The sequence below is a fragment of the Falsirhodobacter sp. alg1 genome (assembly GCF_000739715.2).
GTDB lineage: Bacteria > Pseudomonadota > Alphaproteobacteria > Rhodobacterales > Rhodobacteraceae > Falsirhodobacter.
The window spans coordinates 148,531-167,103 of sequence record NZ_BBJC02000001.1 but is presented as its reverse complement, the minus strand read 5'-3'; the positions used below and the strand labels follow the sequence as shown (position 1 = coordinate 167,103).

Sequence of the window (18,573 nt, the reverse complement as noted above, 5' to 3'; positions counted from 1 at the left end):
ATTAAATTAATGAAAATAATCGAACATGGCGGCCTGACGGTTTAAAAATATCACAGGGCGAAGGGACGGTTTTCCTCCAATGGGCCATCGTTTGTTACCAATGCTTCGATGGGCCAGACCAGATCCACCACGGCACCGCTTCGCAAGGGATGTTCCTCGGGTGCCAGAAACGGATCCGATCCGTTTCCGAACTTCAGATGCGCGCCTGTTCGTTCCAATAGCGTTTTTGCGATAAACAGCCCCAACCCCATGCCTTCGTAATCGGGCCGCAGGATCAGATCCTGTGGTAACCGGCGGGCCCGGACAAACGGCTCGCCGATCCGTGCAATGATTTGCGGCGTATAGCCTGCCCCGTCATCGGCAATGCGGATATGGATTTCGCGGTCGCTCCATCGGGCATCCACCCAGACATTTCCATCCGCAAAATCGACGGCATTCTGCACCAGATTGCGAAGGCCGTGAATGATTTCAGGACGGCGTTGGATGATGGGGATACGGGCGTCGCTGCCGGATTCGGGTTCGGACGTGAAATGCACGGTTTTTCCGCGCGACAGATGCGGTTCTGCGGCTTCGCGCAATACGGTGGTCAGGGGGGCTTGGCGCATATGGCTGTCTTCTTTGCCGGCGCGCCCCATGGATTGCAGAATATCGCCGCAGCGTTGCGCCTGCTCCCGGATCAGGGCGGCGTCCTCGGCCAGATCGGCGCGGTCCGACAGTTCCTCCATCAGCTCGGCGCTGACCATTTTGATCGTGGCCAGGGGCGTACCCAGTTCATGAGCCGCGGCGGCCACGACCCCGCCCAGATCGGTCAACTTCTGTTCGCGTGCCAGCGCCATCTGGGTGGCCAGCAAGGCGTTGGATGTAGTGCGGATTTCCGTGGAAACGCGGCGGGCGTAAACCGACGTGAAAACGATGCCAATTACGATAGACAGCCAAAATCCGAAGCGGAACAATGCCGGAGTTTGCAGCAGGGTGCCGTCCGAAAGTTCCATCGGCAGATGCCAGAGTGTGACGGCGGATACGCAAACCGTCGCGCATAGCGCAAGGATGATCGTGGTTCTGAGGTTCAGCGCCGAGGCTGCGATGAAAACCGGCGCAAGGATCAGCAGCACGAACGGATTGGAAAGCCCGCCGGTCAGGAACACCAGAAGGGAAAGCTGTACCATATCGAACAGCAGCGTCCGGAGTGCCTCGTTTTCGGTCAAATGGCGATGGCCGGGAATGTACCATGTCAGGAACAGGTTCACGCAAATTGCCAGCGCCACCACCAGACAGCAGGGAATCAGCGGCAAATGGATGTCGAGATAGCGATAGGAAACGCTGATGGCTGCCAATTGCCCCAGAATGGAAATCCATCTCAGGATAATAAGCGTCCGCAACCGCAGCCAATCGCCACGGCGCATCATCGGTGTTGCTGTGGTGTCCATGGCATTCCTTGCAACGATAACCTAAATTGGGGATCAGCGTAATCTTGCGCGGGACAAGGTACAACGCGCGCATTATTTGACGTAGCGCCAGCAACGGTCTAACGAAAACACTTCACCGAGGAGAGCCGAGAATGCCCGAAGATATCCATCTGGATCTGGGAGAGGACCGGACGCTTCTGCTGGTGGACGACGATGAGCCGTTTGTGAAGCGCCTTGCAAAGGCGATGGAAAAGCGCGGTTTTCTGCCCCGTACCGCGGATAGCGTGGCCGAAGGCAAGGCGCTGGTTCTGGAACACGCCCCTGCCTATGCCGTGGTGGATTTGCGTCTGGCGGATGGCAACGGTCTTGATGTCGTGGAACTATTGCGAGAGCGCCGCCCGGATTGCCGCGTTGTTGTTCTGACCGGCTATGGGGCGATTGCAACCGCCGTTGCTGCGGTCAAAATCGGGGCAACGGACTATCTTTCCAAGCCTGCCGATGCGAATGAGGTCACGACCGCGTTACTCTCGAACGGCGAATCCCTTCCGCATCCACCGGATAACCCCATGTCGGCCGACCGTGTCAGGTGGGAGCACATCCAGCGCGTGTACGAAATGTGCGATCGCAATGTTTCCGAAACGGCCCGGAGGCTAAATATGCACCGTCGGACCCTTCAACGAATATTGGCAAAACGAAGCCCGAAATAAGCGTTTATTATAACGTTATCGTTAGAATGGGCGTGAATCCGCGTATGGGATTGTATTTTTCTTCAAAAGGAATAATTCGGACGTGAAGAAAAGTTTATAGGCTAACCAACATGGATTTGAATGAGCTCTCGCTAAAAGAACTTAAAGATCTAAAAAACGAATTGGATCGTACCATTGCCAATTACGAGGATCGTAAAAAGCGTGAAGCGGCCCAGAAGCTCGAAGCAGAGGCCCGTGAACTCGGTTTCTCTCTGCAGGAATTGTGCGAAATGGCACAGCCACGCAAGCGGGCGCCTGCTACGGTGAAATTTGCCAATCCGGATGATCCCAACGAAACCTGGTCCGGCCGCGGACGTAAGCCTCGTTGGTTCACGGATGCGATCGCCGCAGGTAAAACACGCGACGAAATGTCAGTTTAAGGCTGTGATCAGATCAGAAAAACGCGCCAGAAATGCCTGACGTGTTTCCATCGGAGGGCGGAGCTTCAGGCTCAGCCCTCTTGTGATGTCTTCGGCTGCTTTGCCGAAATATCGCGACGCTTCGGTTTCCGTAAAACCTGCAATCTGCACGGCTTCCATACGTGCCGAAAGTTTGTCTGCCTGTTTGATTCGCTTTTTCAACGGGGCAGGCAATTGCGCCGGCAAACCGAAACGTATGTGGATTGCCGCTGTCAGCCGCGCATCCAGCTCGGTGTAGTCCGGGCCGATCGCTGCTTTTACAGGGCTGATCATGTCGCCGATCACATATTCCGGGGCATCATGCAGCAAGGCAGCCAAACGGGCGGGCACGCCTGCCTGTGGATCGATGCGCCCCAGAATTTCCTCTACCAGCAGGGAATGTTCGGCCACGGAATAGGGCCAATCCCCACTCGTCTGGCCATTCCAGCGGGCAACGAACGACAGCCCATGCGCAATGTCCGAGATCTCGATATCCATCGGCGTCGGATCCAGCAAATCCAGTCGCCGCCCGGAGAGCATACGTTGCCATGCACGGGTCATGACTGCAGCAGCCATCTGTATCGGGCAGGTTTGTGACAGTCTGGAATCGGCAAGAGCATGGGGCCATCAATCGTAGGGAATGAAACGTGATTTCAATTGGAGGCCCTGTCCAATGTCAATCCAAACCACCGGATTTCGGTGGTTTCGCGTAGCGGTTACAAAGCGCGCTGGCACTGGCCGCTGGAACAAACCCAAGGTCCGCTCGTTGATCCGGTAACAAGGAGAGACGTGATGTTCTGGAAAATGACCCGCCATATGGCCCTTGCCGGGGCGATGACCACCCTGACAGTGTGGCCGGCAGCTGCGGTGATGCCAGCGGACAGGGGCGCCGAACCGGTCGATCTGGCCTATTACGACAGTATTACCCGCACCGGGGTCGACCAGCTACCCACGGATCCCTATTGCGCCAATCCCGAAATGCTGGGCGCCGATCTAGGTGAGGCATATGGCGAAGAGGTTATTCTTTCCTCCTCGCGCAGTGACGGTCGCAAATTCGACGTCTGGGCGTCCGATCAGCAAGGGACCTGGACGGTCAGCTATACCCGTCCGGACGGCATTGCCTGCGTGATCGGTTCCGGTACGGGCTGGACCGGGGAAAGCAGCGCAAAGGCGCGCTTGATCGAGGTCGGCCTGACCCGCTGATTGCCCTGTTGACAGCCCGATGATAAGGCCTGCTCTGTAAATGATTTAACGGAGCGACCTTATGTCTGACTTTATTGTCAAGGATATCGCCCTCGCCGGTTTCGGTCGGAAAGAGCTGACAATCGCCGAAACCGAAATGCCGGGCCTGATGGCCTTGCGGGAAGAGTACGGAACAACCAAACCGCTGAAGGGCGCGCGGATTGCCGGCAGCCTTCACATGACCATCCAGACAGGTGTTCTGATCGAGACGCTCACCGCTCTGGGGGCCGAGGTGCGTTGGGCGTCCTGCAACATCTTTTCCACGCAGGATCACGCGGCAGCAGCGATTGCCGAGGCAGGCGTTCCCGTTTTCGCCATCAAAGGGGAAACGCTGGAAGAATACTGGTCCTACACTGACCGGATTTTCCAGTTTGAAGAGGGGGCAAACCTCATTCTTGACGATGGTGGCGATGCCACGATGTACATCCTTATGGGGGCACGCGTAGAAGCGGGTGAAACCGGCCTTCTGGACGTACCGACCAGCGAAGAAGAAACGTTCCTGTTCGCGCAGATCAAGAAGCGTCTGGCTGAAACCCCCGGTTGGTTCACCAAGCAACGCGCTGCCTTGAAGGGCGTTTCCGAGGAAACGACGACAGGCGTTCACCGTCTGTACGATCTGCACAAAAAGGGGCAACTGCCCTTCCCCGCGATCAATGTGAACGACAGCGTGACGAAGTCGAAGTTCGACAACAAATACGGCTGCAAGGAATCGCTGGTTGACGGTATCCGTCGTGCCACCGACGTTATGATGGCCGGTAAGGTTGCGGTCGTGTGCGGCTATGGCGATGTCGGCAAGGGCTCGGCTGCAAGCCTTCAGGGGGCAGGAGCCCGTGTGAAGGTGACCGAAGTCGACCCGATCTGTGCGTTGCAGGCTGCGATGGACGGCTTTGAGGTGGTAACACTGGAAGACGTGGCCGATAGCGCCGATATCTTCATCACCACCACGGGCAACAAGGATGTGATCCGGATCGAGCACATGCGCGCGATGAAGGACATGGCGATCGTGGGCAATATCGGCCACTTCGATAACGAGATCCAGGTTGCAGCGCTGAAAAACCACAAATGGACCAACATCAAGGACCAAGTGGATATGATCGAAATGCCCTCGGGCGCGCGGATCATCCTGCTGTCCGAAGGCCGTCTGCTGAACCTTGGTAATGCCACCGGCCATCCGTCGTTCGTGATGTCGGCCAGCTTTACCAACCAGACGCTGGCCCAGATCGAACTGTGGACCAAAGGTGAGGATTACGCACCGGGCGTCTTCATCCTGCCGAAGGCGCTGGATGAGAAGGTGGCACGTCTGCACCTTGCAAAGATCGGGGTGAAGCTTTCGAAGTTGTCCAAAGAGCAGGCGGATTACATCGGGGTCGCGCCCGAAGGTCCGTTCAAGGCAGAGCATTATCGTTACTGATTACCCTGCCCCAATATTGAAAAAGGCGCCCCGGAGGGCGCCTTTTTTTATGCCGATACATCCTGATGCGGATGGGTCGGGTCATGGTCCTTGCCACGGATTTTCAGCACCAGCCCAAGGACGAACACGAAGAATACCGGAACAAGGAACACCGCCAGAATTGTGGCCGTGATCATCCCGCCGATCACACCTGTCCCAAGCGCATTCTGGCTGGCCGCCGAAGGTCCGGTTGCGATGGCCATCGGCACGACGCCAAGGGTGAATGCCATCGACGTCATGAGGATGGGTCGGAACCGCAGCTTGGCCGCCTCTACCGCCGCCTCGATGAGCGATTGACCTTCGGCCCGCAGTTCTTTGGCGAACTCCACGATCAGGATCGCGTTCTTGGCCGATAGCCCGATGATCGCGATCAACCCCACCTTGAAGTAGATGTCGTTGGGCATGTCACGCAACATGACGGCCGCTACGCAGCCAATGACCCCCAGCGGCACCACCAGCATCACGGCCAGCGGAATGGACCAGCTTTCATAAAGGCCCGCCAGCAGCAGGAATACGAACAGGATCGACATGCCGAACAGCAGCGTCGAGGTATTGCCCGAGCTGATTTCCTCAGCGGTCTGGCCTGTCCATTCATAGGCAAAGCCGCTGGGAAGTTCGGATGCCAGCTGTTCCATCACCGCGATCGCATCCCCCGAGGAGACGCCGGGAGGCGCCTGCCCGGCGATGCGCACCGCCGGATATCCGTTGTAGCCCACAACCTGCGATGGCCCCACTTCCCAGTCGATGGTGGCAAAGGAGGAGAATGGAACCAGCCCGCCGTTCGCATTAGGTACCCGCAGATCCAGAATATCCTCGGCCCGCATCCGCGACCCTTCGTCTGCCTGCACGATCACGCGCTGCAGGCGGCCACCGTTGGGGAAGTCGTTGACATAGGTCGAGCCGAGGTTGGTGGTGATGGTCTGGTTGATGTCGGAAAAGACCACGCCGAAGGTTTCGGCCTTTTCCCGGTCGATGGTCACATAGACCTGGGCCGCCGCAGGCAGTCCTTCGATCCGTCCGGCCACGACCTTACCGCTCTGGGCCGCCCCGGCCATAAGCTGGGCCGCCGCAGCCTGTAGCGCGTCCTGACCGAGGCTGCCCCGATCCTCCAACCGGAACGAAAAGCCGCCCGTTGTCCCGAACCCCGGGATCGGAGGTGGAGACAGCGAGTAGATCTGCGCATCCTTGGTGCCGTAGAGCGCCATGTTGGCAGTATCCGCGATTTCCTGCGCGCTTTCGCTGCGGTCGGCCCAATCGATGAAGGTGGTGAACATCAGGCCCGCATTCGCACCCTGACCCGAAAAGCTGAATCCGCGAATGGTGATCGTGTTTTCCACGGCGTCATTCTGCAGATAATAGTCGCTTGCGGTTTTCAGCGCGGCATCGGTGCGCTGCGAACTGGCCGTCGGAGGTGTCTGCACGTCCGAGATGACAAAGCCCTGATCCTCATTCGGCAGGAACGAGGTCGGCAGGCTGATGAAGCCCCAGCCTGTCAGCCCTACGATACCCGCGTAGAAGACCATGGCTACAAGTGACCTGCGCGACACAACGCGCACGCCCCGGGCATAACGGTTGGTCAGCGCATCGAACCGGCGGTTGAACCATCCGAAGAAGCCCGTCTTTTCGTGATGCCCCTTGATCGGTTTCAAAAGGGTGGCGCAAAGCGCAGGTGTCAGCGACAGGGCAAGGAAGGCTGAGAAAAGGATCGACACCACCATGGTCAATGCGAACTGGCGATAGATGATGCCCGTTGACCCGGGGAAGAAGGCCATCGGGATGAACACGGCCGACAGAACCAGCGTGATCCCGATGATCGCGCCCGTAATCTGGCCCATTGCCTTTTGCGTTGCCTCTTTCGGTCCCAGCCCTTCATGGGCCATGATCCGTTCGACGTTCTCGATGACCACGATGGCATCATCCACCAGAATGCCGATTGCCAGCACCATGGCGAACATCGTCATCACGTTGATGGACAGGCCCAGAACCAGCATCATTCCCAATGTGCCCATCAGGGCGATCGGAACCACGATAGTCGGGATCAGCGTATAACGGATGTTCTGAAGGAACAGGAACATCACGATGAATACGAGAACCATCGCCTCCAGCAGTGTGTGCAGCACCTTCTCGATCGAGGCCGAGACAAACGGCGTGGTGTCATAGGGAATCTGGTATTCGACGCTGTCCGGGAAGTAGGATTTCAGCTCCTCCATCCGTTGCTGGATCGTCTGGGATGTTTCCAGCGCATTCCCGGTCGAGGACAGCTGGACACCCATGGCGGCCGCAGGCTGGCCGTTCAACTTGGAAGTGAAGCTATAGCTGTCGGCCCCGATTTCCGTCCGGGCGACGTCCCGCAGCCTTACGCTGGAGCCGTCCGCATTGGCGCGAAGGACGATATCGCCGAATTCCTCGCTGGACCCGAGCTGGCCCTTGACCAGCACCGTGGCGGTCAACTGCTGCCCGGTGGGGTTCGGATCGGCCCCGACGCGGCCGGGGGCGACCTGCGCGTTCTGCGCCTGAATGGCAGCCAGAACCTCGGCTGCGGACAGGTTGTATCCCGTCAGCTTGGCCGGATCGAGCCAGACGCGCATCGCTTCTTCAGAGGCGAAGACCTGAACCGTGCCGACACCCGGCACGCGCCGGATCTCGTTGGCAATGTTCTTGGTCATGTAATCACCAAGGCCGGTGCTATCCATGGACCCGTCATTGGAGGTGATGGCAACCACCATCAGAAAGCCGGAACTTGCCTCATCCACGGTCACGCCCTGATCCACCACGGATTGCGGCAAGACAGGTTCCACGCGTGAGACGGAGTTCTGAACATCCACCTGCGCCTGACCGATATCGGTTCCAGCAGCAAAGGTTGCCGTGATCGATATCGCGCCCGAGGCATCGGAGGTCGATTCGAAGTACAGGATGCCATCAACGCCGTTCAGCTCTTCCTCGATAGGTTGGGCAACGGATTGATACATCTCTTCGGGTGAGGCGCCGGTATAGACCGCGCTGATCGAAATCTGCGGCGGGGCAACCTGCGGATATTGGGCAATTGGCAGTTGTACCAGCGACAGAAGGCCGGCGATGACGATGAAGATCGAAATGACCCACGCCAGAACCGGACGAAGAATGAAAAACTGTGCCATGCGCGGTCCTTAGTTGGCCGAAGGGGCGGTGGCGGGTTCATAGGGTTCGGGAACGACCTGTGCATCAGGCCGCAATTTCTGCGCACCTTCCACCACGACGCGCTCTCCCGGTTGCAGGCCATCGGTCACGAGCCAGCGGTTTCCGATCGTCTCGCCCAAGGTGACTTTGCGCGGGGTAACGGTATTGCCCTCACCAATCACGAAAACACTCGTCTCGCCGTTCCCGGCACGCTGGATTGCCATCTGCGGAACGGCCAGCGCATCGTTGCGTGTGGCCTGTTCGATGCGCACACGCACATACAGACCGGGAAGCAGAAAGCCGTCGGGGTTCGGAAACTCTGCGCGAAGCGTGATCTGCCCTGTTGTTTCATCTACGGTTGCATCCGAAAACAGCAGCCGGCCGGAATGGTCGTAATCACTGCCGTCATCATAGACCAGGGAAACGGACGCCTGACCCGAGGCGGTGGCCGCAAGCTGCCCCGCGTCCATTGCCCTGCGCAGGTTAAGCACTTCGGACGTGGATTGGGTGAAATCGACATAGATGGGATCAAGCTGATTGATCGTGGCCATCACGTCGGTCTGCGCCGACACCAAGGCCCCCTCGGTGATCGTGGCGCGGCCGATCGTGCCGCTGATGGGGGCGCGCACCTCGGTGTAATCAAGGTTCAGCTGCGCGTCTTGCAACTGGGCCTCGGCAATCGTCACATCGGCATTGGCTTGTGCCAGGGCCAGAATGGCGGAATCCAGGGCCTGTTCGGATGTCGCGCGACGCTGGCGCAGCTCTTGCTGGCGGTCGGCCTCGCTTTTGGCATTGCTTTGGGACGCGCGCGCGCGGGCAAGCGTTCCTTGAGCACTGGCCACCTGAACGCTGTATTGCGCGGGATCAAGGCGGTAGAGAATATCCCCTGCCTGCACCTTGCTGCCCTGCTCGAACACGCGCTCCAACACGATACCGCCCACACGGGGGCGAACCTCGGCCACACGCGTGGCCGCAACACGGCCCGGCAGCGTATTGACCACCGGCAAGGGTTCGGGGGTCATTTCAATAAAGGATACGGGCGTCGGGGGCATACCCCCGCCCTGTTGGGCCATCGCCGCTGCGGGAACAAAAGCCAGCGCGGCCATGCGGAGAATTCGGAATAATTTCATGGTTGGGCCTGTTACCTGAGAGGGGAGGAGAGGTTCGGGATCAGGTCGTCACTTCGTTGGCAGATCACTTGTCAGAAGCGTTCGTATATCCTGCAGCAATTGGTTCCGTTCCGTTTCCGGAAAGGTGAAAAGACCGAAATATTCAAGCGAGGCGAGCCCATGCAGTGTGGCCCAGACCAGACGTGCCCGACGCGGGTCCGCTGTCTGGTTCATCACAAGGTCCATATCCTCGGCGAACCGGGCATTCATGAGGGCGCGGCAACGGTCATCGCTGGCAACGCTGGCGCTGATGGACATGGCGCAGGCCATATCCTCGTCCGAACGACACCCACCAAAGACATCCAGAAGCGCATGCAGGAATGCATCAGGATCATCCTTGTAATCCAGTGCCGCGGTATCGATCTTGGCCCGCTTCTCGGTCATTTTCTGGCCGATGAAGGCTGCCAGAAGCGCGCTCTTGTTCTCGAAATCGTAAACGACGCTTGATTTGCTGATACCTGCTTCCCGGGCAACGGCATCAATGCTTAACCCTGCAACGCCATGCTCACGCACCACCGCTTCGATGGCGTTCATGGTTTGATTGCGGTCGATCGTACGTTTGCGCCCCACAGCATATCCCTCGGATCGGCGGAAAATTTCCAGTCAATCGTTCGGATATGATCCGCATCCCCAAGCGTCAAGGTTATTTCCGCCCAATCGTTCCGAAAAGGCGGGGTGCGTCAAATGGCGCGCCCTAGCTGCGCAGCAAAGTGGCAACGCGCTGCAGGCCAAGGGCATAGCCCTGTACCCCGCAGCCGACAATCACCCCGTCGGCCCGTCCGCTGATGTAGGAATGATGACGAAACGCCTCCCGCCGGTGCACATTGGAAATATGGATTTCGATGACCGGCCCGTCAAAGGCGTTCAACGCATCAAGGATCGCAACCGATGTATGGGTATAGGCACCGGCGTTGATGACGATCCCCTGCCCCGTGTGGCGTGCCTCGTGGATCCAGTCCACCAGCTGCCCTTCGTGGTTCGATTGTTCGCACCGAACGGCCAGCCCTAATCCGCTGGCGGTTTCACGGCAGAGTGTCTCCACATCCGCCAGCGTTTCCCGGCCGTAAATTTCCGGCTGGCGCTGACCCAGCAAATTCAGGTTCGGGCCGTTCAGAACGAATACCGTCATATCATTATCCTATGGGCCGCCTTATTTGGTCTTTGTGGCATCCAGTGCTGCCAGATAGGATTTGCACCACGTTTCGATATTATTTTCCAGCAGATAGTCCATCATCACCCGCCACCGCGCCCGCCGCTCGTCCAGCGTCATCTCCAGCGCCCAGGCAATGGCGCGCGCGGTCTGCTCGCTGTCATGCGGATTGCACAGAACCGCGCCCTGCAGTTCGCGCGCAGCCCCGGCAAAGCGTGAAAGAACCAGAACGCCGGGATCATCCGGATCCTGTGCGGCCACATATTCCTTGGCCACAAGGTTCATGCCATCACGCAAGGGTGTAACAAGCCCGACCCGCGCCGCACGATATAGACCGGCCAGCGATTCACGCGGGATCGATTGGTTCACGTAGCGGATCGGTGTCCAGTCGATCCTGCCCATGGTTCCGTTCACATGGCCAGCCAATGCCTCTACCGTCGTCTGCATATCGCGGTATTCAGGCACTTCGGAACGGGAAGAGGGCGCAATCTGCAAAAGGGTGACAGTGCCGCTCCGGTCCGGGTTCAGATCCAGAAATCGCTCGAAGGCGGTGATCCGTTCGGGAATGCCCTTGGAATAGTCCAGCCGGTCCACGCCGATGACCAGGTCGCGCCCCGCAAGGGATCGCTCCATCTCTCGCACCGGCTCGGACGTGTTGGCGCGGGCCGCCATATCGGCAAATTCCTGGGTTTCGATACCGATACCGAAGGTACGGGTGCTGAATTCGCGCCCATAGGCGGTGACGCGGGCTTCTGTCGGATCCTGTTCCAGCTGGGCGGGATCCCTGACGCGCTTTCCGACCCCTTCGCGGATCAGGCAGGAAATGAAATTATCCATGTCATGATCGGTCTGGAAGCCGATCAGGTCATATGAGGCCAGACACCGCAGGATCTGGTCATAGATCGGCATGGCAAACAGGATATCTGCGGGGGGCCATGGAATATGCAGGAAAAACCCGATGCGGTTCTTCATGCCACGGCGGCGCAGTTCCTCGGCCAGCGGGATCAGGTGGTAATCATGAATCCAGATCACATCGTCCGGTTCGATCAATGGCATCAGCCGATCGGCGAACATCCGGTTCACCCGGAAATAGCCATCCTTGTCCCGACGTGAATATTCGGCAAGATCGATCCGGCAGTGAAAAAGCGGCCACAGCACCCGATTAGCGAAACCGCTGTAATATTCGTCCACATCCCGCGTCGAAAGATCGGTCAGGGCATAGGTGATCGGGCCATGCTCCCGATGTTCGACCGCGCCCGGATCCTCGTCCTCCACGGCCTTGCCGGACCAGCCGAACCAAAGTCCGCCCTTGTCCTTCAATGCGGCATGGACGGCGACTGCAAGACCGCCCGCCGGAAGTTTTCCATCCTTGTCAGGGACCGGAACGCGGTTTGAGACAACGATCAGACGTCCCATTGGGCAACCCTCTTCAAGCTGTTACGAAGTGTGGCGGTATCCGGCAAATGAGCCTGTGCTGCGGTCGGTTGATCGGGCGGTGCGATGCGGATGGAAATGCCACCCATCTCGTTCGCAACGGGAAACATCGTCTCATCCGTGATATCATCGCCGATAGTTACCGGTTTGCGGCCCGCAAAAGGTGCCGATTCCATGAAGCTGCGAACGGCCGCGCCTTTGGTCGCGCCCGCAGGCCGCATTTCCACCACCATTTTGCCGAACTGCAATTCCCACGCCGGCCCTAGGTTGGAGGCGAGATCGCGCATTGTCGTCTCTACCTCTTGCTGCCGTTCGGGGGCATTACGGTAATGGAGGGCGATTGCCGTCCCCTTGTCCTCCAGCGTCACGCCCTGTTGGCCGGCAAAGGAGGCCAGATGCGCGCGGGCGTGATCCAGTCCGTCAGGTACGGGGGCCGTGCCGAAGGTGCCATCCGCCTGCCGCATCTGAAAGCCGTGCAGTGCAGCAAGCGGGAATTTTTGGGGAGCAAAGGTGCGATCAACCCATGTTCCCTCCCGCCCTGTCACAAGGGCGAGGGCGCCGCCCAGACGTTTCGACAGGTGGGCCAGCAGTGCGGGCAGGCCCTCGGGTATCGTAATTCCGTCGGGGGTATCGGCCAGATCAATCAGACAACCGTCGATATCCAGGAACAGGGCATAATCGTCAGGGGCGTTCAAAAGCGGAGAGAGCGGATTTTCAGGCATGGTTCATTCACGGTTAGGTGAATGACCAACGCCCCGACCCCGCAGATGGTTTCAGTGCTGAGTGGACAAAATTTCACCGGGAACCATCCTGTGCTGCCATGCGCTTGATCGACAGCAATCCAGATAAGGATATGATTATGGAACGTGACGCCCCCGCCGACTTCACCCCCNGTTTTCAGGGATCGAACCGCCTGAAGGACAAGGTCTGCTTTATCTCCGGATCCTCGTCCGGGATCGGCCGGGCGGTAGCCCAGCTTTATGCGCATGAAGGTGCAAAGGTGGTCGTGACCTATCACAGCAGCAAGGACGAAGGCGAAGAGGTTCTGGCTGCCGTCCGGAGCGAAGGGGCCGATGCGCTGCTTCTGCATCTGGATGCTTCGGACCAGAAGGCCTGTCAGGATGCCATCCGCAAGACGGTCGATCATTTCGGTGGGCTGGATGTGCTGGTTTGCAATGCCGGCATCCAGAAAACCGAAGAGGACCCGACCAGGATTTCTGCCGACTGGATCAAGACGATCTTTGAGACGAACGTCTATGGGTACATCTGGCTGGCACAGGCCGCACTGGAGGTTATGGAAAAAGGCAGCGCGATCGTCTGCACCACTTCGGTCAATGCCTATCGCGGCCATCCTGTCCTGATCGATTATTCTGCGACCAAAGGGGCGGAGCTGGGATTTCTGCGCGCCTTGGCTGCCAATCAGGCCGCTAAGGGGGTGCGGGTGAACGGCGTGGCCCCCGGCCCCATCTGGACCCCGCTGATCAGGGAGACGATGTCGCCCGAGTCTGTTGAAAATTTTGGCCGCGATGTTCCCATGAAGCGCCCCGGCCAACCGAATGAAGTGGCTCCGGCCTATCTTTTCCTTGCCTGCGACGATTCAAGCTACATGACTGGACAGGTACTGCACCCGAACGGGGGCATTCCGATCAACGGCTAATTGCGCAAAGGGTGCAGATGATGACACGCCGATATCAATGGGGTGCCGAACCGGCCGCGTCCGGCCATTGGAGCTTCGCCCTGTGGTCCCCCGAGGCGCAGCAGGTCAGCGCAAGGGTCGAAGGGCGTGATATTCCCCTGTCAAAGGATCCCGAGGGATGGCACCGCGGCGAAGGCCCCGCATCCGCCGGAGAAACCTATATGCTGGTCGTGGATGGCACGGCCATACCCGACCCCGCATCGCGCGCGCAGTCGGGGGGTGTTCATGATCCATCTATCCTGATTGCGCCACACCATGATTTTGCCCCGTGGACAGGCCGCCCATGGGAAGAGGCGGTTATATTCGAGCTGCACGTGGGGCTGTTTACGCCCGAAGGCACATTCTTCAGTGCAATCCACCGCCTGCCCGCCCTTGCAGAGATGGGGATCACCATGATCGAGGTGATGCCCGTCGGGCAGTTCGCGGGCAATCGCGGGTGGGGGTATGATGGCGTTCTGCCTTGGGCGCCGCATCCTGCCTATGGACCGCCCGAAGCGTTCCGCGCCTTTGTGGATGCAGCCCATGCGCTCGGGCTCAGCGTCATTCTTGATACCGTACACAATCATTTCGGCCCCGATGGCGCATGGCTGGGTCATGTAACCCCAAGTTTCTTCCATCCCGAGATAAAGACACCATGGGGGCCTGCCATTGCCTTTGATCAGGCACCCGTCCGGGCCTTTTTCATCGAAAGTGCGCTGCATTGGCTGCGGGAATACAATCTGGACGGATTCCGCTTTGACGCCGTGGACCAGATCCGTGAAACCGAAGATAGCGATTTTCTGGTCGAGCTGGCAACGACGCTGCGTGGGGCCGGTTTTGAACGCCCCATCCATCTGACGACAGAAGATAACCGCAACATCACGCGCCTGCATGATCCGGCTGCGGGGCTGTATGATGGCGAATGGAATGACGATTACCACCATTGCATTCACGTGATGCTGACGGGGGAAAGCCACAGCTATTATGCTTCATTCGGAATGGCTCCGTTTGAGGATCTTATGCTGTCATTGAAGTGCGGTTATGTGGAACAGGGTCAGCCACGACCGCCGCAGAAAAGCTTTCGTGGTGAAAGCTCGCTTGGTCTGCCATGGCCGGTATTCGTCAATTTCAACCAGAACCACGATCAGATCGGCAATCGTGCCAAGGGCGAACGGCTATTGGCCTTGGCTGATCCGGACGCGGTCAGGATTGCCCATGCCCTGCTGCTACTGGGTCCCTTTGTGCCGATGCTGTTCATGGGGGAGGAGGCGGGTGAAACCGCACCGTTCCAGTTCTTCGTGGATTTCGAAGGGGATCTGGCCGAGGCTGTCCGCAAGGGACGCTATGCCGAATTTCCGGGTGTAACCGAGTTTCCCGACCCGACCTCTCCCGAAACCTATGAGCGCAGCCGCCCGTATGCGCCCGAGGCCGCCGATGCCGAAATGTGGCGGGATCAGACCTATCGGCTTTTGTCCTTCCGCCATGATTATATCGTTCCCCTGATGAAAAGCGGGGGAGTGGGCACCCCGGATGTCCAGAGACTGGGCACGCAGGCGCTGATGGCGGAATGGACGTTCGGCGGGGGAAGATTGCGGATCGCTGTCGATTTCGCCTCGAACGCCGACATTCCGGCAGGCGGCGATATGCGGCTGGAATACGGTGCCCATCGCATCGCCTGCTGGATCGATACCTGATCACATCATCGGCACGCCACCGGTCACTGCAATCGTGGCGCCGGTGGTGTAGCTGGAGGCAGGGTCGGCCAGCATGACATAGGCACTGGCAAGCTCGGCAGGCTGACCGGGACGGCCCATGGGCGTATCCCCGCCAAAGCCGGTAACCTCCTCATCGCTCATGGTGGAGGGGATCAGCGGGGTCCAGATCGTGCTGGGGGCCACGCAATTCACACGCACACCACGCGGGGCCAGCATCTGCGCCAGACCGACCGTGAAATTCTGTACTGCGCCCTTGGTCGTGGCATAGGCCAGCAACGACGGATTGGGATGACCCGCGTTGATGGAGGCGGTGTTGATGATGGCAGATCCGGGCTTCATATGAGGCAGGGCTGCCTTGGTCAGCCAGAACGGTGCGTGAATGTTCACGCAGAATGTCAGATCCCAATCGGAATCACGCACATTCAGGATATCGGGCGCGGATATCTGGTGGGCCGCGTTATTGACGAGGATATCGAGCCAGCCGAAATGATCCACCACACGCTGGACGACGCTGCGGCAGTGGGTGGGTGTTCCAATATTGGCCTCTATGGCAAGTGCGCGACGCCCCTCGGCCTCGATCAGGCGCACCGTATCCCGCGCCTCATGGGTTTCGGACAGATAGCAGATGGCGACATCGGCCCCTTCACGGGCATAGGCGATCGCAACAGCCCGGCCGATACCGCTGTCACCGCCGGTTATCAGGGCAATGCGCCCTTTCAAGCGATTGCTGCCGACATAGCTTTCCTCGCCGCAATCCGGCACGGGTTGCATCTGCCGGGAATCGCCCGGAACGTTCTGAGGCTGGCTGGGAAACGGCGGTTTAGGATAAGAGGTCATGGCGGATCACCCTTTGCTCGATATCTGTGCGACAATGTTATTATAGCACGTCCGGTTCCGTTCACGCAGCGGTGATCGCATTTTTCGGGAACCTATCTGGTGCGGCATAGTTTCCCCTTCGACACGCACGGCCGCACGCGTCCCCATCGTCGAATGGCCTTGCCCATGTCCAAGCCCGCCCGCAGGATACTTTTTCCCTCTCCTGCGGGCGGCTACAGCCTTCAGCAGGTTTCTTGTGTTTGCCGTATTCTGGCCTATCCTGTGGAAAAAGCAGGACTGGTGCCATGACAGACAAGATCGAAACCCCGAATATGCCCGCGCCAGAAGCGTTCATGAACGCAGAGGCGGCCGTGGCCCGCCTGAAGGAGCTGTATAGCGACGCCACAGGCTTTCTGGCCAAGGCATTTGCCGACGCCGTTGCCGGCAAACGCCCTGCGTCCCGCATGCGCGCCTATTATCCTGAAATACGGATGACGACGACCAGCTACACCCGTGTCGATAGCCGGCTGAGCTTTGGGTATGTAGCCGAACCGGGAACCTATGTCGCCACGATCACGCGTCCGGAACTATTGGGTCATTATCTTCTGCAGCAGATCGAATTGTTGATCCAGAACCACGGCGTTCCCGTATGGATCGGCCCATCAAGCACACCGATGCCGTTGCACTTCGCCCTTGCCGGTACGGCCGATCCCGTGGTGCCCCAGGAGGGGGCGCTGACCTTTGCGCTGCGCGATCTGTTCGACGTGCCGGATCTGGTCACCACCAGCGATGATATCGTGAACGGTTCACGCGTGATGCCGGATGGCGCGGCACCGCTGGGTCCGTTCACCGCACAGCGGATCGATTATTCATTGGCACGTCTGACCCATTACACCGCCACGGACCCGGATCACTTCCAGAACCATGTGCTGTTTACCAACTACCAGTTCTATATCGATGAATTCGAGGATTACGCCCGCAAGATGCTTGCTGATCCCGAAAGTGGCTACACATCGTTCGTTGCGCCCGGGCAGCAGGAAATCACGACGGCGGACGGAGTGATCACGCCCCTTCCGCGCCTGCCGCAAATGCCAGCCTATCACCTGAAGCGTCCGAACGGTCAGGGGATCACGCTGGTCAATATCGGTGTCGGACCTTCCAACGCCAAGACGGCCACGGACCATATCGCCGTGCTCCGGCCCCACGCATGGCTGATGGTCGGCCATTGCGCGGGTTTGCGGAACAGCCAGAACCTGGGTGATTTCGTGCTGGCCCACGCCTACCTGCGCGAAGACCATGTGCTGGACGCCGATCTGCCGGCCTGGGTGCCGATTCCCGCGTTGGCCGAAATCCAGGTGGCACTGGAAGAGGCGGTCGAGGAGGTAACCAAGCTGGAAGGGTACGAGCTGAAACGCATCATGCGTACCGGTACCGTCGCCACTATCGACAACCGCAACTGGGAGCTGCGCGACCAATCCGGCCCGGTGCACCGTCTGTCCCTGTCGCGGGCCATCGCGCTGGATATGGAAAGCGCGACGATCGCCGCGAACGGATTCCGGTTCCGCGTCCCATACGGCACCCTTCTGTGTGTTTCCGACAAGCCTCTACACGGTGAATTGAAGCTGCCCGGAATGGCCAGCGATTTTTACCGAACGCAGGTCGCAAGGCACCTTTTGATCGGAATCAGGGCAATGGAGCGCCTGCGCGCCATCCCGATCGAGCGTATGCACAGCAGAAAGCTGCGCAGTTTCGACGAAACCGCCTTTCTTTAGGCGGTCCGCCGCGAAACCACGTGAAAAAGGCTTGCTATACCTGAAAAAAAGCTGTGTAGCGGCTTAGCTGCCCTATATGGGGCGAGAATAAACACGATCAGGAGACAGCGAATGTCCACCAAACCGATGACCAAAACCCAGCTGGTCGCAACGCTTGCCGAGGAAATGGGCGGGGACAAGAAAACCGCAACTGCCGCGCTGGACGCGATCGCAGCGATCATCACGCGCGAGGTTTCGGGCGGTGGCGCTGTCACGCTTCCGGGCCTTGGCAAAGTGATGTGCCGCGAGCGCCCCGAGCGTCAGGTTCGCAACCCCGCCACCGGCGAAACAATGACCAAACCGGCTGACAAGCAGGTCAAGGTAACGATAGCAAAAGCGCTGAAAGACAGCGTAAACAGCTGAGCGGCCATTCTGGGCCAGCCCAAGGGTCGCCATTTGGCGGCC

17 protein-coding genes are annotated in these 18,573 nt (G+C 59.1%); 8 read left to right on the top strand and 9 right to left on the bottom strand.

Annotation, left to right across the window (positions count from 1 at the left end; all coding sequences use genetic code 11):
- Window positions 1–50: 50 nt before the first annotated feature.
- The gene (gene regB, locus TR36_RS00810; RefSeq protein ID WP_052362491.1) at window positions 51–1,427 is read right to left on the bottom strand and encodes a sensor histidine kinase RegB; all 1,377 of its coding nucleotides are present in this window, start codon (window positions 1,425–1,427) and stop codon (window positions 51–53) included.
- A gap of 131 nt (window positions 1,428–1,558) precedes the next feature.
- On the opposite strand from regB, the gene TR36_RS00805 reads away from it, so the two are divergent.
- Both TR36_RS00805 and TR36_RS00800 read left to right on the top strand, forming a co-directional pair.
- On the top strand, window positions 1,559–2,113 hold the full coding sequence (locus tag TR36_RS00805; protein WP_045388463.1) for an ActR/PrrA/RegA family redox response regulator transcription factor: 555 nt from the start codon (window positions 1,559–1,561) through the stop codon (window positions 2,111–2,113).
- A 110-nt stretch (window positions 2,114–2,223) separates the two neighbouring features.
- The gene (locus TR36_RS00800) at window positions 2,224–2,532 is read left to right on the top strand and encodes an H-NS family nucleoid-associated regulatory protein (protein ID WP_062762100.1); all 309 of its coding nucleotides are present in this window, start codon (window positions 2,224–2,226) and stop codon (window positions 2,530–2,532) included.
- On the opposite strand, the gene TR36_RS00795 is transcribed toward TR36_RS00800, so the two are convergent.
- Window positions 2,524–3,111 (bottom strand): HD domain-containing protein, encoded by a 588-nt coding sequence (locus TR36_RS00795; protein WP_045388468.1) that lies wholly within the window; start codon window positions 3,109–3,111, stop codon window positions 2,524–2,526. The two genes, TR36_RS00800 and TR36_RS00795, sit on opposite strands and share 9 nt — an antisense overlap.
- Before the next feature lie 231 nt (window positions 3,112–3,342).
- Here TR36_RS00795 and TR36_RS00790 point away from each other — a divergent pair, with 231 nt between their 5' ends.
- Together TR36_RS00790 and ahcY are read left to right on the top strand one after the other, a co-directional pair.
- Window positions 3,343–3,753: a hypothetical protein gene (locus tag TR36_RS00790; RefSeq protein WP_045388471.1), complete on the top strand. Its 411-nt coding sequence runs from the start codon at window positions 3,343–3,345 to the stop codon at window positions 3,751–3,753.
- Window positions 3,754–3,814: 61 nt separating this feature from the next.
- Window positions 3,815–5,203, top strand: coding sequence for an adenosylhomocysteinase (gene ahcY, locus TR36_RS00785; protein WP_045388474.1), 1,389 nt, complete (start codon window positions 3,815–3,817; stop codon window positions 5,201–5,203).
- A gap of 47 nt (window positions 5,204–5,250) precedes the next feature.
- On the opposite strand, the gene TR36_RS00780 is transcribed toward ahcY, so the two are convergent.
- The 6 genes from TR36_RS00780 to otsB form a co-directional block, all read right to left on the bottom strand.
- Window positions 5,251–8,379, bottom strand: coding sequence for an efflux RND transporter permease subunit (locus TR36_RS00780; RefSeq protein WP_045388476.1), 3,129 nt, complete (start codon window positions 8,377–8,379; stop codon window positions 5,251–5,253).
- A gap of 9 nt (window positions 8,380–8,388) precedes the next feature.
- Entirely contained in the window at window positions 8,389–9,528 is a 1,140-nt protein-coding gene (locus TR36_RS00775) for an efflux RND transporter periplasmic adaptor subunit (RefSeq protein WP_062762097.1), read from the bottom strand.
- Between the two features lie 48 nt (window positions 9,529–9,576).
- Entirely contained in the window at window positions 9,577–10,137 is a 561-nt protein-coding gene (locus tag TR36_RS00770) for a TetR/AcrR family transcriptional regulator (RefSeq protein WP_052362493.1), read from the bottom strand.
- A gap of 124 nt (window positions 10,138–10,261) precedes the next feature.
- The gene (aroQ, locus tag TR36_RS00765) at window positions 10,262–10,696 is read right to left on the bottom strand and encodes a type II 3-dehydroquinate dehydratase (RefSeq protein ID WP_045388482.1); all 435 of its coding nucleotides are present in this window, start codon (window positions 10,694–10,696) and stop codon (window positions 10,262–10,264) included.
- Window positions 10,697–10,717: 21 nt separating this feature from the next.
- Window positions 10,718–12,133, bottom strand: a complete 1,416-nt coding sequence (otsA, locus tag TR36_RS00760) for an alpha,alpha-trehalose-phosphate synthase (UDP-forming) (protein WP_045388485.1) — start codon at window positions 12,131–12,133, stop codon at window positions 10,718–10,720.
- Window positions 12,121–12,873: a trehalose-phosphatase gene (gene otsB / locus TR36_RS00755; protein WP_045388488.1), complete on the bottom strand. Its 753-nt coding sequence runs from the start codon at window positions 12,871–12,873 to the stop codon at window positions 12,121–12,123. Before otsB ends, otsA begins: the two co-directional genes overlap by 13 nt.
- 137 nt (window positions 12,874–13,010) lie before the next feature.
- Here otsB and TR36_RS00750 point away from each other — a divergent pair, with 137 nt between their 5' ends.
- Both TR36_RS00750 and treZ read left to right on the top strand, forming a co-directional pair.
- The gene (locus TR36_RS00750; protein ID WP_062762095.1) at window positions 13,011–13,808 is read left to right on the top strand and encodes an SDR family oxidoreductase; all 798 of its coding nucleotides are present in this window, start codon (window positions 13,011–13,013) and stop codon (window positions 13,806–13,808) included.
- Between the two features lie 20 nt (window positions 13,809–13,828).
- Window positions 13,829–15,520 carry a malto-oligosyltrehalose trehalohydrolase gene (treZ, locus tag TR36_RS00745; protein ID WP_062762092.1) on the top strand — a complete coding sequence of 564 codons (1,692 nt, stop codon included), beginning with the start codon at window positions 13,829–13,831 and terminating at the stop codon, window positions 15,518–15,520.
- On the opposite strand, the gene TR36_RS00740 is transcribed toward treZ, so the two are convergent.
- Window positions 15,521–16,378: an SDR family oxidoreductase gene (locus tag TR36_RS00740; protein ID WP_045388497.1), complete on the bottom strand. Its 858-nt coding sequence runs from the start codon at window positions 16,376–16,378 to the stop codon at window positions 15,521–15,523.
- Window positions 16,379–16,689: 311 nt separating this feature from the next.
- Here TR36_RS00740 and TR36_RS00735 point away from each other — a divergent pair, with 311 nt between their 5' ends.
- Window positions 16,690–18,129 carry an AMP nucleosidase gene (locus TR36_RS00735; protein WP_370553314.1) on the top strand — a complete coding sequence of 480 codons (1,440 nt, stop codon included), beginning with the start codon at window positions 16,690–16,692 and terminating at the stop codon, window positions 18,127–18,129.
- A gap of 111 nt (window positions 18,130–18,240) precedes the next feature.
- Entirely contained in the window at window positions 18,241–18,531 is a 291-nt protein-coding gene (locus TR36_RS00730) for an HU family DNA-binding protein (RefSeq protein ID WP_045388503.1), read from the top strand.
- Window positions 18,532–18,573: the final 42 nt, after the last annotated feature.

Excerpts from the sequence above, each read along its gene's own strand:
- regB (WP_052362491.1), bottom strand. The coding sequence starts at position 1,427 with ATGGACACCACAGCAACACCGATGATGCGCCGTGGCGATTGGCTGCGG.
- TR36_RS00805 (WP_045388463.1), top strand. The coding sequence starts at position 1,559 with ATGCCCGAAGATATCCATCTGGATCTGGGAGAGGACCGGACGCTTCTG.
- TR36_RS00800 (WP_062762100.1), top strand. The coding sequence starts at position 2,224 with ATGGATTTGAATGAGCTCTCGCTAAAAGAACTTAAAGATCTAAAAAAC.
- TR36_RS00795 (WP_045388468.1), bottom strand. The coding sequence starts at position 3,111 with ATGACCCGTGCATGGCAACGTATGCTCTCCGGGCGGCGACTGGATTTG.
- TR36_RS00790 (WP_045388471.1), top strand. The coding sequence starts at position 3,343 with ATGTTCTGGAAAATGACCCGCCATATGGCCCTTGCCGGGGCGATGACC.
- ahcY (WP_045388474.1), top strand. The coding sequence starts at position 3,815 with ATGTCTGACTTTATTGTCAAGGATATCGCCCTCGCCGGTTTCGGTCGG.
- TR36_RS00780 (WP_045388476.1), bottom strand. The coding sequence starts at position 8,379 with ATGGCACAGTTTTTCATTCTTCGTCCGGTTCTGGCGTGGGTCATTTCG.
- TR36_RS00775 (WP_062762097.1), bottom strand. The coding sequence starts at position 9,528 with ATGAAATTATTCCGAATTCTCCGCATGGCCGCGCTGGCTTTTGTTCCC.
- aroQ (WP_045388482.1), bottom strand. The coding sequence starts at position 10,696 with ATGACGGTATTCGTTCTGAACGGCCCGAACCTGAATTTGCTGGGTCAG.
- otsA (WP_045388485.1), bottom strand. The coding sequence starts at position 12,133 with ATGGGACGTCTGATCGTTGTCTCAAACCGCGTTCCGGTCCCTGACAAG.
- otsB (WP_045388488.1), bottom strand. The coding sequence starts at position 12,873 with ATGCCTGAAAATCCGCTCTCTCCGCTTTTGAACGCCCCTGACGATTAT.
- treZ (WP_062762092.1), top strand. The coding sequence starts at position 13,829 with ATGACACGCCGATATCAATGGGGTGCCGAACCGGCCGCGTCCGGCCAT.
- TR36_RS00740 (WP_045388497.1), bottom strand. The coding sequence starts at position 16,378 with ATGACCTCTTATCCTAAACCGCCGTTTCCCAGCCAGCCTCAGAACGTT.
- TR36_RS00735 (WP_370553314.1), top strand. The coding sequence starts at position 16,690 with ATGCCCGCGCCAGAAGCGTTCATGAACGCAGAGGCGGCCGTGGCCCGC.
- TR36_RS00730 (WP_045388503.1), top strand. The coding sequence starts at position 18,241 with ATGTCCACCAAACCGATGACCAAAACCCAGCTGGTCGCAACGCTTGCC.